Origin of the sequence: Actinomadura citrea (assembly GCF_013409045.1) — a bacterium.
Taxonomy (GTDB): domain Bacteria; phylum Actinomycetota; class Actinomycetes; order Streptosporangiales; family Streptosporangiaceae; genus Spirillospora; species Spirillospora citrea.
Window position 1 is genome coordinate 8204809 of record NZ_JACCBT010000001.1, and the last position, 15700, is coordinate 8220508.

11 protein-coding genes and 1 pseudogene are annotated in these 15700 nt (G+C 71.9%); 4 read left to right on the plus strand and 8 right to left on the minus strand.

All coding sequences use genetic code 11. From position 1 onward, the window contains the following. Window positions 1-7 precede the first annotated feature (7 nt). Window positions 8-1552: pseudogene (locus tag BJ999_RS37480) on the minus strand (succinic semialdehyde dehydrogenase); the annotation flags it as partial. A gap of 426 nt (window positions 1553-1978) precedes the next feature. On the opposite strand from BJ999_RS37480, the gene BJ999_RS37485 reads away from it, so the two are divergent. Then, entirely contained in the window at window positions 1979-2611 is a 633-nt protein-coding gene (locus tag BJ999_RS37485) for a TetR/AcrR family transcriptional regulator (RefSeq protein WP_179837633.1), read from the plus strand. A 16-nt stretch (window positions 2612-2627) separates the two neighbouring features. On the opposite strand, the gene BJ999_RS37490 is transcribed toward BJ999_RS37485, so the two are convergent. From BJ999_RS37490 to guaB, 3 genes are all read right to left on the minus strand, one after another. Beyond that, entirely contained in the window at window positions 2628-4367 is a 1740-nt protein-coding gene (locus tag BJ999_RS37490; RefSeq protein ID WP_179837634.1) for a glycerol-3-phosphate dehydrogenase/oxidase, read from the minus strand. 99 nt (window positions 4368-4466) lie between these two features. Next, window positions 4467-5582 (minus strand): GuaB3 family IMP dehydrogenase-related protein, encoded by a 1116-nt coding sequence (locus tag BJ999_RS37495; RefSeq protein ID WP_179839083.1) that lies wholly within the window; start codon window positions 5580-5582, stop codon window positions 4467-4469. 84 nt (window positions 5583-5666) lie between these two features. Then, window positions 5667-7163, minus strand: a complete 1497-nt coding sequence (guaB, locus tag BJ999_RS37500; protein WP_179837635.1) for an IMP dehydrogenase — start codon at window positions 7161-7163, stop codon at window positions 5667-5669. A gap of 243 nt (window positions 7164-7406) precedes the next feature. Between guaB and BJ999_RS37505 the strand changes: the two genes are divergently transcribed. Next, the gene (locus BJ999_RS37505; RefSeq protein ID WP_179837636.1) at window positions 7407-7796 is read left to right on the plus strand and encodes a DUF5319 domain-containing protein; all 390 of its coding nucleotides are present in this window, start codon (window positions 7407-7409) and stop codon (window positions 7794-7796) included. 60 nt (window positions 7797-7856) lie between these two features. On the opposite strand, the gene BJ999_RS37510 is transcribed toward BJ999_RS37505, so the two are convergent. The 4 genes from BJ999_RS37510 to groES form a co-directional block, all read right to left on the minus strand. Next, window positions 7857-8726: a hypothetical protein gene (locus tag BJ999_RS37510; RefSeq protein WP_179837637.1), complete on the minus strand. Its 870-nt coding sequence runs from the start codon at window positions 8724-8726 to the stop codon at window positions 7857-7859. Further along, window positions 8723-9415: a sigma-70 family RNA polymerase sigma factor gene (locus BJ999_RS37515; protein WP_373292800.1), complete on the minus strand. Its 693-nt coding sequence runs from the start codon at window positions 9413-9415 to the stop codon at window positions 8723-8725. The genes BJ999_RS37510 and BJ999_RS37515 overlap by 4 nt, the downstream gene beginning before the upstream one ends. A 275-nt stretch (window positions 9416-9690) precedes the next feature. After that, the gene (groL, locus tag BJ999_RS37520; protein ID WP_179837638.1) at window positions 9691-11319 is read right to left on the minus strand and encodes a chaperonin GroEL; all 1629 of its coding nucleotides are present in this window, start codon (window positions 11317-11319) and stop codon (window positions 9691-9693) included. A gap of 85 nt (window positions 11320-11404) precedes the next feature. Continuing rightward, complete coding sequence (groES, locus tag BJ999_RS37525; RefSeq protein WP_089314894.1) at window positions 11405-11713, minus strand: co-chaperone GroES; 309 nt, start codon at window positions 11711-11713, stop codon at window positions 11405-11407. A gap of 266 nt (window positions 11714-11979) precedes the next feature. On the opposite strand from groES, the gene BJ999_RS37530 reads away from it, so the two are divergent. Then, entirely contained in the window at window positions 11980-13224 is a 1245-nt protein-coding gene (locus BJ999_RS37530; protein ID WP_179837639.1) for a class I SAM-dependent methyltransferase, read from the plus strand. Window positions 13225-13886: 662 nt separating this feature from the next. After that, on the plus strand, window positions 13887-15536 hold the full coding sequence (locus BJ999_RS37535; protein ID WP_229810503.1) for an apolipoprotein A-IV repeat region-like domain-containing protein: 1650 nt from the start codon (window positions 13887-13889) through the stop codon (window positions 15534-15536). Window positions 15537-15700 lie beyond the last annotated feature (164 nt).

The window sequence follows — 15700 nt, forward strand, 5'->3', positions numbered from 1 at the left end:
GCGATCCCTACTTGATCCGCAGCTTCTTCATGAGCTTGATGCCGGTCGCCATGGAGTCGGCGAACCTGTCGTAGCCGATGGCGCCGGGCGGCTCCAGGTCCAGGATGTGCTGGCTCGCGACGGTCTGGACCTCGGTGAACTTCAGCAGCCCCTCGGACCCGTGGCGGCGTCCCACACCGGACTGCTTCATCCCGCCCATCGGGGAGTCGTAGGAGGCGTAGGCGGCGCCGTAGCCGTCGTTGATGTTGACCGTCCCCGCCTGGATGCGGGCGGCGAGGCGGCGGCCCCGCGCCGGGCTCTTCGTCCACACCGACGCGTTCAGCCCGTAGGGCGTGTCGTTGGCGCGGGCGACGACCTCGTCCTCGTCCCGGTACCTGTAGACCGCGACGACGGGCCCGAACGTCTCGTTCGCGCACAGGTCCATGTCGCCGTTGACGTCCGCGAGGACCGTCGGCTCGTAGAACAGCGGGCCGACGTCGGGACGGGCCTTCCCTCCGGCCAGGACGGTCGCGCCCTCCTTGACGGCCTGGTCGACGTGCGCCGTCACCGCGTCCAGCTGGCGCCTGTGGGTCAGCGAGCCCATCTCGGCGTCGAAGTCCAGGCCGGTGCCGAGCCGCATGCCCTTGACCAGCTCGACGAACCGCGGCACGAACCGGTCGTAGACGTCCTCGTGCACGTACATCCGCTCGATCGATATGCACAGCTGACCGGCGTTGGTGAAGCACGCGCGGACCGCGCCGCGCGCGGCGCGCTCGACGTCGGCGTCCGGCATGACGATCATCGGGTTCTTGCCGCCGAGCTCCAGCGAGTAGGCGACCAGGCGGGGCGCCACCTTCTCCGCGATCGCCTTGCCCCCGCGCGTCGAGCCGGTGAACGAGACGTAGTCGGCGTTTTCCACCAGCGGGTCGCCGATCTCGGCGGGATCGCCGACGACGATCTGCCAGAGGTCCCGGGGCAGCCCGAGCGAGACCAGCAGGTCCAGCACCCACAGGCTGGACAGGCACGTCTGGGTGTCCGGCTTGTGGACGACCGCGTTGCCCGCCATCAGCGCCGGCGCGATGTCGCTGGCCCCGAGCGCGAACGGGTAGTTCCACGGCGCGATCAGCGCCACGACGCCCTTCGGGTGCCGCAGTTCCTGGACGCGGGTCAGCCCCGGCACCATCCCCTTGCGGCGGCGCGGCTTCAGCAGCCGCGGGGCCCGCCGGGCGTAGTAGAGCGAGCACAGCGCGACGTCGAGGAACTCCTCCATCGCGTGGCGGCGCGCCTTGCCGGTCTCCAGCTGGATGATGTCGAGGATCTCCCCGCGCCGGTCGACCAGCGCGTCCGCGAGCCGCAGGAAGGGCTTGGCCCGCTCCCTCGCGGGCAGCGCGGCCCAGGCCCGCTGCGCCTCCCGCGCCCGCTCGTAGGCGGCCCGGACGTCCTCGGGGCTCGACAGCGGAACGGTCGCCAGGGGTTCGCCGGTGAAGGGGCTCGGGATCGTCGCGGTCTCGGCACCGTCCGATGCGACGTGCGAGACCAGCCGGTCGACCAAGGTCTGAGGAAGCGAGTGCTCCGCCGCGCCCTTGGCAGAGTCCCCCCCGCCGCCGGCAGTGTCCGCCGCGCCCTTGGCAGAGGTCGCCGCGCCTTCCGCGGAGGTCGCCGCGCCTTCGGCTGGGCCTGTTGCGCCTTCGGCTGGGTCTGCCGCGCCTTCGGCAGGGACCGTCGGGGATGCCATGCAGGCAGGGTATGACCACCCGCCCAGTTTGGCTACCCGCAAGTAACGCGCTACTTGCAGTGATATGCCCCACTAGGGCCTGCTATCTCCGTCCGCGATCCCGGCTTCTCCGTTCGCGACTGACAACCCCTGCCAAACGGACCGTTCCAAGCCAGGTTGAGTTGTGCAAGTCGAGGACTGACCGCCCCGGCCCGGTGTATCCCGAAAGCAGCGGAGAATTTCAGCGCCGTCGGGGGGCGGCGCTGCCCAGGGGAGGGGACAGCGATGACGGACGCCCGCGGCCACAGGCCCGAGAGCGGCTCCGGCCGCCCCGGAGCGCGCGGCGACCGGCGCGAGCAGACCCGCGCCGCCCTGCTCGCCGCCGCCGAGCGCCTCTGGGCCGAACGCGGCATCCACGGCGCCTCGCTCGACGACATCGCGGCGGCCGCCGGCCTCACCAAGGGCGCCGTCTACTCCAACTTCGCCGGCAAGACCGACCTGCTGCTCGCCCTGATGGAGCGCATCACCAGCGCTCGCACCCGGACCGACGTCTGCGACGAGCTCCGCGCCGCCGCCGAGGACGCCGACCGCACCGGCCGCCCGTCCCGCCGCGACTCCGACGAGGCCCCCCGCCGCCTGGCCCTGCTCCTGGTCGAGTTCTGGCTCTACGGCATGCGCGACTACGCCGCCGGCTGGCGCATCGCCGACTGGTACGCCGAACGCCGCGCCCAGCTGGCCCAGGAGCTGGAGCCCGCCGACGGCCCCGCACCCGACGGGCTCGCTCCCGACGACCGCGCCGCCCTGACCATGGCCCTCGACTTCGGCCTGGCCTTCCAGCACCTCCTCGACCCCGTCCGGGTCCCCGCCGACCTCTACAGCACCGGCAAGACCCTCGTGCAGGGCCGCCCTCAGCCCTGAACCCCGGGCCTCCAGGTCAGGGGGTGGCGATGGGGACGATCTCGGGGGCGCCCCGGCGCCGGGCGTCGGCCTCCTGGTCGTCCTCCTGGGTCTGGGAGGCGCGTTCGGCCTCGACGCGCTTGCGGTAGTACTCGATCTCGCGGTCGCGCTGCTTCTTGGACCAGCCGAGGACGGGCGCGAGGAGGTCGGCGGCCTCCTGGGCGACGCCGACGCCGCGGTCCCAGGTCTCGATGGAGATGCGGGTGCGGCGGGCGAGGACGTCGTTGATGTGCCGGGCGCCCTCGTGCGTGGCGCCGTAGACGACCTCGGCGCGCAGGTAGTCGTCGGCACCGCTCAGCGGCTTGGCGAGGTCGGGCTTGTCGGCGATCAGTTCGAGCAGGTCGTCCAGGAGCGTCCCGTAGCGGCGCAGGAGGTGCTCGATCCGGGCGACGTGCAGGCCGGAGCGCGCGGCGAGGCGGTGCCGGGCGTTCCACATGGCCTGGAAGCCGTCGCCGCCGACGAGCGGGATGCGGTCGGTGCAGGACTCGGCGACCTTGCCGTCGAGGCCGTGCGCGACGGCGTCGATGGCGTCCTTGGCCATGACGCGGTACGTCGTGTACTTGCCGCCCGCCACGAGGACCAGGCCCGGGACGGGGTGCGCGACCACGTGCTCGCGGGAGAGCTTCGACGTCTCCTCGGTCTCGCCGGTGAGGAGGGGGCGCAGTCCCGCGTAGACGCCCTCCACGTCGTCATGGGTGAGCGGGGTGGCGAGGACGGAGTTGACGTGGTCCAGGACGTAGTCGATGTCGGCCTTGGACGCGGCGGGGTGGGCCCTGTCGAGGTCCCAGGCGGTGTCGGTGGTCCCGATGATCCAGTGGCGGCCCCAGGGGATCACGAAGAGCACCGACTTCTCGGTGCGCAGGATGATCCCCGTCGCGGAGTGGATACGGTCCTTCGGGACGACCAGGTGGATGCCCTTGGACGCCTTCACGTGGATCTGGCCGCGCCCGCCGACGAGTTCCTGGATGTCGTCCGACCACACTCCGGTGGCGTTGACGACCTGCTTGGCGCGGACCTCGCTGGTCGTGTTGCCCTCAAGGTCGCGGATGCGCAGGCCGGTGACGCGCTCCCCCTCGCGCAGGAACCCCAGGCACTGGGTGCGCGAGGCGATCTGGGCGCCGTACTCCGCGGCCGTCCGCAGGACGGTCATGACGTAGCGGGCGTCGTCGACCCGCGCGTCCCAGTACTGGATCGCGCCGGTGAAGGCGTCCTTGCGCAGGGACGGCGCGAGGCGCAGCGCGCCGCGGCGCGTCAGGTGCCGGTGGTGCGGGACGCCGCGCGTGCTGCCCATCTGGAAGGCGAGGAGGTCGTAGAGGGCCACGCCCGCGCCGAGGTACGCGCGCTCCCACACGCGGTGCGTGGTCGGCAGCAGGAACGGGACGGGCTGCACCAGGTGCGGCGCGATCTGCTGGAGCAGCAGCGCGCGCTCGGTCAGCGCCTCCCGGACAAGGTCGAAGTTGTACTGCTCCAGGTAGCGCAGTCCGCCGTGGATCAGCTTGGACGACCGCGAGGACGTGCCGGACGCGAAGTCGCGGGCCTCGACCACCGCGACCGACAGGCCCCGGGTGGCCGCGTCGAGCGCCGCGCCCGCGCCGACGATGCCGCCGCCGACGACGACCACGTCGAACTCCTCGCGGGCCATGCGGTCGAGCGCCGCGGCGCGCTCGGCCGGGCCGAGCCGCGAGCTTCCCAGACCCGTCACCGGTGATCCCGTCATCGCGCATCCCCCCACAGCGGTTCGGTTTCCGAACGGTTCCTACCCAAGAGTAAGGACCGGTTCACACCGAGATGCGTATGAACGGACGTGGGGTCGCTCTCAGTCGGTGGACTGGCCGGGGGCCACGACGACCTGCACCCGCTGGAACTCCTTCAACTCGGTGTATCCCGCGGTGGCCATCGAACGGCGCAGCGCGCCGATGAGGTTCATGGAGCCGTCCGCGACGTGGGACGGGCCGTGCAGGATCTGCTCCATCGTCCCGATCGTCCCGAGCTCGATGCGGGTACCGCGGGGGACGTCGCCGTGGTGGGCCTCGCTGCCCCAGTGGTAGCCGCGCCCGGGCGCCTCGGTGGAGCGGGCGAACGGGGAGCCGACCATCACGGCGTCGGAGCCGCAGGCGAACGCCTTGGCGAGGTCGCCGCTGTTGACCATGCCGCCGTCGGCGATCACGTGCACGTAGCGGCCGCCGGACTCGTCCATGTAGTCGCGCCGGGCGGCGGCCACGTCGGCGACCGCGGTGGCCATCGGGACCGCGACGCCGAGGACGGTCCGGGTCGTGTGCCCGGAGCCGCCGCCGAACCCGACCAGCACGCCGGCCGCGCCGGTGCGCATCAGGTGCAGCGCCGCGGTGTAGGTGGAGCAGCCGCCGACGATCACAGGGACGTCGAGGTCGTAGATGAACTGCTTGAGGTTCAGCGGCTCGGCGCGCCCCGACACGTGCTCGGCGGACACGGTGGTCCCGCGGATCACGAACAGGTCGACGCCGGCGTCGATCACGGCCTTGTGGAACTGGGCGGTGCGCTGCGGCGACAGCCGCGCCGCGACGGTGACGCCCGCCTCGCGGACCTCCTCGATCCGGCGGCCGATCAGCTCTTCCTTGATCGGCTCGGAGTAGATCTCCTGGAGCCGCTGGGTGGCTTGGACGTCGTCCAGCGAGGCGATCTCGGCGAGCAGCGGCCCCGGGTCGTCGTAGCGCGTCCAGAGCCCTTCGAGGTCGAGCACGGCCAGGCCGCCGAGCCGTCCGACGGCGATCGCGATGGCGGGGCTGACGACGCTGTCCATCGGCGCGACGACCAGCGGCATGTCGAACCGGTAGGCGTCGATCTGCCAGGCGACGCTGACCTCCTCGGGATCGCGCGTCCGGCGGGACGGCACGATGCCGATGTCGTCGAAGGCGTACGCCCGACGGCCGCTCTTGCCACGGCCGATCTCCACCTCAGCAGCCACTGCGCCCTTCCTCCACGTGATCAGGTCTTCCCGCGGTTCGCGGGACCCAGCCCCGGAAGAGCTTACGTCAGGTCAGCGGCCCTGGTAGTTGGGGGCCTCCACGGTCATCTGGATGTCGTGCGGGTGGCTCTCGCGCAGGCCCGCGACGCTGATGCGCATGAGCTGGCCGCGCTCCTGGAGCTCGGGGACGGTGCGGGTGCCCGCGTACCACATCGACTGGTGGAGCCCGCCGACGAGCTGGTGCGCGACGTTGGCGAGGGGCCCCCGGTAGGGGACCTGGCCCTCGACGCCCTCGGGGATCAGCTTCTCCTCGGCGTTGACCTCGGCCTGGGCGTAGCGGTCCTTGGAGTAGGAGGCGCCGCGCTCGCGGTTGCGCATCGCGCCGAGCGAACCCATGCCGCGGTAGGACTTGTACTGCTTGCCGTGGACGAAGATCAGCTCGCCCGGGGACTCCTCGACGCCGGCGAGCAGGCTGCCGAGCATCACGGTGTCGGCGCCCGCGACCAGGGCCTTGGCGATGTCGCCCGAGTACTGCAGGCCGCCGTCCCCGATCACCGGGACGCCCGCCGCCTTCGCCGCGCGGGCCGCCTCGGAGATCGCGGTGATCTGCGGGACGCCGACGCCGGCGACGATGCGGGTGGTGCAGATGGAGCCGGGGCCCACGCCGACCTTGATCGCGTCGGCGCCCGCGTCCACCAGCACCTGGGCGCCGGCCGCGGTGGCGATGTTCCCGCCGACGACCTGGACGGACGCGTTGCCCTTGATCGCGGCGATCGTGTCGGCGACGCCCTTGGAGTGGCCGTGCGCCGTGTCCACGATGATCACATCGGTGCCGGCGTCGATGAGGGCGCTCGCGCGGCGCAGGGCGTCCTCGCCGACGCCCACGGCCGCGGCGACGAGCAGGCGGCCGTCGGCGTCCTTGGTGGAGTCGGGGTACTGCTCGCTCTTGGTGAAGTCCTTGGTGGTGATCAGGCCCTTGAGGCGGCCCTCGCCGTCGACGAGCGGGAGCTTCTCCACCTTGTTGCCCGCGAGCAGGCGGAACGCCTCCTCGCGCGAGACGTCCACCGGGGCGGTGATGAGCGGCATCGCCGTCATGACCTCGCGCACGGAGCGCGACAGGTCGGTCTCGAAGCGCATGTCCCGGTTGGTCACGATGCCGACCAGCACGCCGCGCACGTCGGTGACCGGCACGCCGGAGATCCGGTAGCGGGCGCACAGCGCCTCGACGTCGGCGAGGGTGGCGTCCGGCAGGCAGGTCACCGGGTTGGTGATCATCCCGGCCTCGGAGCGCTTGACCCGGTCGGCCTCCGCGGCCTGCTCCTCGATCGACATGTTGCGGTGCAGCACGCCGATGCCGCCCTGGCGGGCCATCGCGACCGCGGTGCGGGCCTCGGTCACGGTGTCCATCGCCGCCGAGACGAGCGGGATCCGCAGCGTGATCTCGCGGGTCAGCCGGGTCGTGGTGTCGGCCTCGCCGGGCTGCAGGTCGGAGTACCCCGGCAGCAGGAGCACGTCGTCGAAGGTCAGGCCCTGCGGGAGGAACTTGTCGGGCTCGGCGGCGGGGATCATGACAACCTTCCCGTGGTGGTGGCGGCATCGGGCCAGGTCACAAGGGACCCTGTCCCCATGGTAGGGGCCGGAGCCCGCGGCCGGCCGGGGTTTGCGCGCGGCGGCCACGTGGTCTTGATGACATCCCCCAACACGCCGGGCGGTCCTTCGCATTCCCCTCCGTGCCCGCACGCTTCGCGCTCGTTCGCGCACGGAGGGACCGGGGGGTGCACCTCTCGGGGCGTCTCGCAGTAGCGTGGGTACGTGCACGACGATGCTCCGCTCGACCCGTTCGCCGGAGATCCGGAGGATCCGGCGGCGGCGCTCGGCGACCCGGGCGACGAGACCGCTCCGCTCAGTGTGACGGAGCGGGAGGACGTGCTGGCCGACCTCGCCGACCTGGAGGTCTTCCGCGCCCTGCTGGAGCCGCTCGGGGTGCGCGGCCTCACGGTCGACTGCGGCGACTGCGGCAAGATGCACTACATCGACTGGGACCTGCTGCACGGCAACCTGCGCCACCTGCTGGACCAGGGCCTCCCCCGTGTGCACGAACCCGCGCTCTCCCCCGATCCCGTCGACTACGTCAGCTGGGAGTACGCCCGCGGCTACGTCGACGGCGTGATCGACAGCGAAGAGGGCCGCGACGAGAACTGACCGCGCGGGCCCGCACCGGTCCGGACGCGCAGGACTCGAGAGACCTGGAGGACGCCGCCGTCAGTCGTCGGTGGCGCGGTTCTGGTAGCCGAGTGCGCGCTTGCGGACGATCCGGCGCAGATCGTCGAGGCGCGGCGGCGGGTCGGCCACCGGCTGGGCTTCGGGCCTCCCGACCGGCTCCGTGAACATCGTGGGCGCCTCCTGCCTGCGGGAGGGGCGGCGCGGCAGGTGACGGAGGGAAGGGCCCTCCGGGCGCCGCCTGAGCTGCGGGTTCTCCTCGCGGCCCGGGCCGCCGGACGGCGTGCGGGCCGCGGGACGTCCCGCCTCGGGGGCCGGGCGCACGGGCGGCCGCGGGCGCGTGTAGGTGCCGGCGTCGGTGTCGGCCGTCCTGTCCGCGCCCTCCGCCACGCTGGACGCGCTCGGCGCCGGGGAGGCGGTGGTGCGGTCGGCGGCGCCGCCGCCCGCGGCCGCGACGCCGCTGCTGGCGAGGACGGCGCCGGCCACGCTCAGGGCCACGATGGTGCGCGGCCCGCGCCGGCGCGGGCCAGGGCCCGAGGGGGCCGGCGGTCCGGGGGCGTCGCAGGTCGGGTCGTCGACGTCGGCGACCAGCGCCCGCAGCAGCCGCACCACGGGGTCGCGGTCGTCGGCGCGCCCCTCCTCCGCCGGGTCGCGGTCGTCGTCCTGCGGGACGGCGCGGGGGGCTTCGGCGGGCGCCTCGGCGGGGCCTTCAGCGGGGGCCGCGGAACCGGCAGCGTCCCGCGCCGCCAGCGACTCGAAGAGCGCGTCGGTACGGCGCACCGCGGACAGGTCCACGGGCGCGACGGCGGGCGGGCGGGCCTGCGGCGCCTGCGCCGGGGCGTCGCCGAAGTGGGCCGGCTCGTCCGGATTCGGGGCGCCCCGCAGGCCGGTGAGGGGGCCGCGCTCCGTCAAGCGATCGACTCCTCTCTGGCCATCGCCCGGAGCCGGGCCAGGGCCCGGTGCTGCGCGACCCGTACCGCCCCCGCGGACATGCCCAGCACATTACCGGTCTCCTCCGCCGACAGGCCCGCGACGACCCGCAGCAGCACCAGTTCGCGCTGGTGCTCGGGCAGCCGGGTGAGCAGGTCGCGGGCGCGCTGCGCCTCGATGTAGCGGACCACCGTCTCCTCGGGGCCCGGGCGGTCGTCCGGACCGTCCGGCAGGTCCTCGGTGGGCACGGCGGCGCGGACCGCGCTGCGCAGCGCGTCCGCGATCTTGTGCGCGGCGATGCCGAAGACGAAGGACGCGAACGGCCGGCCCATGTCCCGGTAGCGCGGCAGGGCCGACAGGACGGCGATGCAGACCTCCTGCGCCACGTCGTCGGCGATGTGGTACTGCCCGGAGACCCGGCCGAGCCGGGCGCGGCAGTACCGGACGATCATGGGACGCACCTCGGCGATGAGGATCTCGATGGCACCCGGGTCGCCCTGCACGGCGAGATGGGTCAGCTCCTTGAGGTCGCCGTCACCGGCGTCCGCGGCGCGCAGCGCCCGAGCCGAACGGGCGGTGTCGCGGGGGGCGGGAGGTGCCGGCCCGTTCGAGGGGTCGGCGGCGCGCGCGCTCACGGTCCCGGCGAAGCATCCCTCGGTCACGTCAAGCATGATGCCCAGCACCCCCGGGCGTGTCTCCACTGTCCTCTACAACGGAATGGTCACAGTGCGGGAGCGAACCTGGAGTTACTACGCGTCGTGGTCATCATGCTGCCGGGCGTGGCGGACTTTTCCCGGCGGGAAGACGCTTCTCCCGGCGGGAACGCGATCCGTCCGGCGCCCCCACCGGCACAGCACCTCCGCCAGACGCGGTGAGACCCCCGCCCGGACGGACGGGGGTCTCACCTGTGCTTCCCGGACGGGACGAGCCCGCCGGTCGGCCGATCTCAGTGGCCGTGACCGTGACCGTGGCCGTGACCGCCGCCGGCGGCCTCGTCGGCCTCCTCCGGCTTGTCGACCACGAGCACCTCGGTGGTGAGCAGCATGCCCGCGATGGAGGCGGCGTTGGTGACCGCCGAGCGGGTGACCTTCACCGGGTCGATGACGCCCTGGGCGATCAGGTCGCCGTACTCGCCGGTGGCGGCGTTGTAGCCGTGGCCGACCTGCAACTCCTCCACCTTGGAGACGACGACGTAGCCCTCCTGGCCGGCGTTCTCGGAGATCCAGCGCAGCGGCTCGGGCAGCGCGCGGCGGACCGCCTCCGCACCGGTCGCCTCGTCGCCGGACAGGCCGAGGGCGCCGAAGCCCTCCTTGGCGACGTGCACCAGGGCGCTGCCGCCGCCGGAGACGATGCCCTCCTCGATCGCCGCGCGGGTCGCCGAGATGGCGTCCTCCAGGCGGTGCTTCTTCTCCTTCAGCTCCACCTCGGTGGCGGCGCCGACGCGCAGCACGCAGACGCCGCCGGCCAGCTTGGCCAGGCGCTCCTGCAGCTTCTCGCGGTCCCAGTCGGAGTCGCTGTTCTCGATCTCCACCTTGATCTGGTTGATCCGGGCGGTGACCTCGTCCGCGGAGCCCTCGCCGTCGACGATGGTGGTGGCGTCCTTGGTGACGGTGATCCGGCGAGCGCGGCCGAGGTCCTCCAGCCCGATCGAGTCGAGCTTGAGGCCGATCGACTCGCTGACGACCTGGCCGCCGGTCAGGGTGGCCATGTCGCCGAGCATCGCCTTGCGGCGGTCGCCGAAGCCCGGAGCCTTGACCGCGACGGACAGGAAGGTGCCGCGGATCTTGTTGGCGACGAGCAGCGCCAGCGCCTCGCCCTCGACGTCCTCGGCCACCACGAGCAGCGGCTTCTTGGTCTGGGCGACCTTCTCGGCCAGCGGCAGGAACTCCTGCACGTTGGAGATCTTGCCGTCCACGATGAGCACGTAGGCGTCCTCCAGGACGGCCTCCATGCGCTCGTGGTCGGTGACCATGTGCGGCGACAGGTAGCCCTTGTCGAACTGGAGGCCCTCGGTGAACTCCAGCTCGAGGCCCATCGTGTGGGCCTCCTCGACGGTGATGACGCCGTCCTTGCCGACCTTCTCGAACGCCTCGGCGATCAGCTCGCCGATCTGCGGGTCCTGCGCGGAGATGGTCGCGACGTGCGCGATCTCGCCCTTCTCCTCGACCTCGCGGGCCGACTTCAGCAGCTGGTCGGAGACGTACTGGGCGGCCGCGTCGATGCCGCGCTTGAGCGCGAGCGGCGAGGCGCCGGCCGCCACGTTGCGGGTCCCCTCGCGGACCAGCGCCTGAGCGAGGACGGTCGCCGTGGTGGTGCCGTCGCCCGCGATGTCGTTGGTCTTGGTCGCCACTTCCTTGGCGAGCTGGGCCCCGAGGTTCTCGTAGGGGTCCTCCAGCTCCACCTCGCGGGCGATGGTGACGCCGTCGTTGGTGATCGTCGGCGCGCCGAACTTCTTGTCGATGACGACGTTGCGGCCGCGCGGGCCGATCGTCACCTTGACGGCGTCCGCGAGAGCGTTGACGCCGCGCTCAAGAGCCCGGCGAGCGTCCTCCTCGAATTCCAGGATCTTCGCCATGCGGATACTCCTCTTTCACGCGATCCGCCCCGGCGGGCCGCCCGAAGGCGGCGCCGACCGGGGCGGGTGCATCACGTCTCGGTGATTACTTCTCGATGACCGCGAGCACGTCGCGGGCCGAGAGGACGAGGTAGTCCTCGCCGTTGTACTTGACCTCGGTGCCGCCGTACTTGCTGTAGAGCACGACCTCGCCGACCTTGACGTCGACGGGGACGCGCTCGCCCTTGTCGTCGACGCGACCCGGGCCAACGGCAAGGACGGTGCCCTCCTGGGGCTTCTCCTTGGCGGTGTCCGGAATCACCAGGCCCGACGCGGTGGTGGTCTCGGCCTCAAGCGGCTGGACGACGATGCGGTCCTCAAGCGGCTTGAGAACAACCTTGGTGGCGGTCGTCACGATCTGACCTCCCCTTCGATTGGTCCTCGGCCGGCCATGGATGACCGACCAGCACATGTGACAGAAGAGGCGACCCTGGACCGGCCTGCCGTCGCGGGTGCCAGACCGACCTTCGTCGCTGTATTTGGCACTCTACCCTTGAGAGTGCCAGTCGTGAGACTATTCCGTGCCCGTTGGCCCGTCAACACGGACACGAGCCCGCCCGGCGGCCGTCTCCGGGCGTTCACCGGCCCCCGGTCTCCGGCTCTGCCGCTAACTTCCACCCTATGGACATCGCGTCGTTCCGGGTCCTGCGCACCCCCTCCGGCCAGGCGCTCCTCAGGGAGACGGCCGAGGCGGACGTGAGCGAGGACGGCCTGCTCGCCACGGCATCACGGCTGCGCGAGCGGCACGAGCCCCCGCTCGTGGCCGCCGCGCTGACGCAGGTCCGGCTGCGGGAAAGGGCCCGGGCCAAGTTCGGGGCGGACGCCGACCGCATGTATTTCACGCAGGCGGGGCTTGAGCAGTCGACCCGCGCGAGCGTGGCGGCCTACCGTGCCGGACGGTTCGCGGATCGGCTGCCCGGCGCGCGTGTGCTGGAACTGGGATGCGGGATAGGCGCCGACCTCATCGCCCGAGCGCGCGCGGGCCTGGCCGGGGAAGGCGTGGAGCTGGACCCGCTGACCGCTGAGGTGGCTCGCGCCAACGTGGCCGCCTTCGGACTGGAGGGTCTCGCCTCTGTACGGGTCGGGGACGCCACCGAGGAGGATCCGTCCGGGTTCGATGCGGTCTTCGCCGATCCTGGACGGCGCACGGCACGGGGCCGTGTCTTCGATCCCCGTTCGTACGAGCCGCCGCTCGACGTCGTCCTGGCCATGGCCGGCCAGGTGCCCGCGGCCTGCGTGAAGGTCGCGCCCGGCATTCCGCATGAGGCAGTACCGGACGACGCGGAGGCCGAGTGGGTCTCGGTCGGGGGTGACGTCAAGGAAGCGGCCCTGTGGCTGGGCGGGCTCGCAGGCGACGTGGGCCGGCGGGCCACTCTCCTCGCGTCCGACACCTACCTCTCGGACCTCTCGGGCTCAGAGCCCCAGGTGCGGACTCTGACTCCCCGGGGGCTGGGCGACCCGGACGTACGCGCGTGGGGCCGTTACCTGTACGAGCCTGACGGCGCCGTGATCCGGGCCCACCTGGTCGGCGAAGTCGCGGAACTGGTCGGCGGCGGCTTGGCGGACCCTCACATCGCCTACGTCACGTCCGACGAGCTGCGCCCGACGCCCTTCGCCTCCGCCTACGAGGTGGAGGACGTGCTCCCGTTCTCAGTGAAGCGGCTGCGCGCCGAGTTGCGCCGCCGCGAGATCGGCGTGCTGACCGTCAAGAAGCGCGGCTCCGCCGTGGACGTCGACCGGCTCCGCCGCGACCTCGGTTTCGGCGGGCGCCGCGCGGGACGCCGCGCCAAGGAGCTGACCCTCGTGGTGACGCGCGTCGGACGCGACCCCGTCGCCCTGCTGACGCACCCCGTCGCCGGGGCCTGACCGGCCTGCCACGGGGCCGGACCCGCCCGGAACGGGCGCCGCCCCGCAACCCTGCCCAAAGATCTTCCCCTCGGCGGCGCAATGCCAAGAGGGACCGGGCGACGCGCCACGGCGGTGCAAATCATCGACGCTTTCCGGCATTGCGCGCACCAGGGATTGCGGCCGCCCGGCAAGGGCACGGCGCGGCGCGGGAATCGGCGCACCGAGATCAACCGGCGCGAAAAACACCAAGGCAGGTTCACCCGCCGGGACACCGGCTCCCCGAAAGCCCTCCCGAAAAGGCCCGGATCCCGCCCCGCCGCATCACGCCCGTCGCACGCGCATCAGGTCGGCGTGGCCCCCCGCCGGGTTCGGGAACTGCCGATGTTGGACGAGATGTACGGACAGAACGACACCCGGAACGCCGGACCCGTCCCGCACCGCCCGCCACCGTCCACCCCACAACTCCCACCAAGAAGGGCAATAACCGCGAAGCAGGAAATTCGCCATACACCCGGCGATATCTCGCTATCCCACCTAGTCGGATAACAGGCGCATTCCGCAGAACTCGCAATCTTCTCTGCTACCCGTTTTAGCCGCGCTCTACACGCACTACAGTGGCCACTCCAGAGATTCATTTGCCGTGCGTCATTTCGTCGCGCCGGCACACGAAGGAGCATCGGGTGGAAACGAATCACAACTTCCTGCAGACAGGGGGTCAACCGGTCTCGGATCGGATGCGGGAGTTGCTCGCCCGTGCGGCGCAGGACCACGTCTACGAACAGCGCTCACAGGGGCAGGTCCTGGACGAGATCCGCCAGCGACTCGAAGGCATGGAGTGGCTTCTCCGCGAGGTCCGGGAGCGGGAGCTCACCGGGCTGACCGGGCAGATCGAGAGCGTTCGCGGGCAGGTCGACGACCTGTCCGGCAAGCCCCCTGAATGGGCCGAGGGCCTGGCCGAGCACATCGAGGCGTTCGGCGAGCGGGTCAAGCCCGTCGCCGAGCTGCCCGCACTGTGGGCCGACGTCGGCGTGGTGGCCGAGAACGTCGACGAGGGCCTGACCCGCATCCAGGCCGTCCTCGACTCCGCGCAGCAGATCACCGACGCCACGCAGCAGGCGTCGCAGCGCATGGACGAGATGACCAAGCGGCTGGACAAGCTCCAGGGCAGCATGGAGGCCGCGTCCGTCCGCTTCAACCGGCTCGACAAGTCGCTCGCCGAGCTCGGCCACCGGTCCGAGCGGCTCGAACACTCGGTCAACGGGGTCACGTCACGGGTCGACCAGGCGCTCGGCGAGATGGCCGAGCGGATGGAGCAGGGTCTTGAGGCGGTCAACGGCCGGGTCGAGGGCGTCGGCGGCCGCCTCGACGGGCTCGACGGGCGCCTGGACGGCGTCGACGGCCGCCTCGAAGGGGTGTCGGGCAAACTGGGCGGGCTGGACGGCCGGTTCGAGAGCGTCGACGGCCGCCTCGACGGGCTCGGCGAGCGGATCAAACGGCTGCCCGCCACGCTGGAGATCGCCGAGGTGCACCGGCTGCTGGCCGAGCTGGCGCAGCGCCCCGCGGCCGAGTACGGCGACCGGTTCGACGCGCTGGAGAAGCACCTCGCCGAGGCCGTCGACCCGCTGATCGAGGAGTTGCGCGCCCGGCCGGACCGCGACGAGGTCAAGGCCACCATGTCGCAGATCGCCGAGACCGCCTACAGCGACGTCGCCAAGCGCATGGACGAGTTCTCCCGCAGGTTCGAGGACGTGCACGACGACGTCCGCAAGCGCATCGAGAACATCCACGAGGAGGTCACCAAGCGGGTCGACAGCGCGCTGGAGGAGTTCACCACGCAGGTCGACATCGTCTCCCGCCGCGTCGAGTCGGTGCACACCGACGTCGCCAAGCAGGTCGAGTCCGTGCACAGCGAGATGTCGCGGCAGGTCAGCGGGGTCCACCACGACTTCGGCAAGCGGATCGGCGACATCCACGAGGACGTCACGCGGCAGGTCGGCAGCATCCACGACGACGTCGCCAAGCAGGTCGGGACCATGCAGGAGGACGTCGCGCGGCAGGTCGGCGGCGTGCAGTCCGAATTCGCGAGGCGGGTGGAGAGCATGCAGGACGAGGCGGCGCGGCGCGCCGACGCGGCGCAGGCGGATGTCGCCAAGCGCTTCTCCCATGTCGAGGACGAGGTCGGCCGGAAGATGGACGGCGTCCACGACGATGTGTCCAAGCAGGTCAACGCGGTGCACGAGGACGTGCTGAAGCGGCTGTCCACCCTGGAGGAGACGATGCTCGCGCTCGCCGAGGCGCTGCTGCGTCCCCGCCGCGAGACCAAGGACTGACGAGCGTCCGGGTGGGGCCGGCGCGGGCCCCACCCGGCATTCGAATACCTTCCGGTATCCGCGGCGTTCGTCCCGCGAACCGCCGGGACGACCGAAGATGCTGCCCTCATGTCACCCCGATGACGTGCGCTTTGTTACTTTCCGTCTTCACAAAATCACTCCCA

Excerpts from the sequence above, each read along its gene's own strand:
- BJ999_RS37485 (WP_179837633.1), top strand. The coding sequence starts at position 1,979 with ATGACGGACGCCCGCGGCCACAGGCCCGAGAGCGGCTCCGGCCGCCCC.
- BJ999_RS37490 (WP_179837634.1), bottom strand. The coding sequence starts at position 4,367 with ATGACGGGATCACCGGTGACGGGTCTGGGAAGCTCGCGGCTCGGCCCG.
- guaB (WP_179837635.1), bottom strand. The coding sequence starts at position 7,163 with ATGATCCCCGCCGCCGAGCCCGACAAGTTCCTCCCGCAGGGCCTGACC.
- BJ999_RS37515 (WP_373292800.1), bottom strand. The coding sequence starts at position 9,415 with ATGCTTGACGTGACCGAGGGATGCTTCGCCGGGACCGTGAGCGCGCGC.
- groL (WP_179837638.1), bottom strand. The coding sequence starts at position 11,319 with ATGGCGAAGATCCTGGAATTCGAGGAGGACGCTCGCCGGGCTCTTGAG.
- BJ999_RS37530 (WP_179837639.1), top strand. The coding sequence starts at position 11,980 with ATGGACATCGCGTCGTTCCGGGTCCTGCGCACCCCCTCCGGCCAGGCG.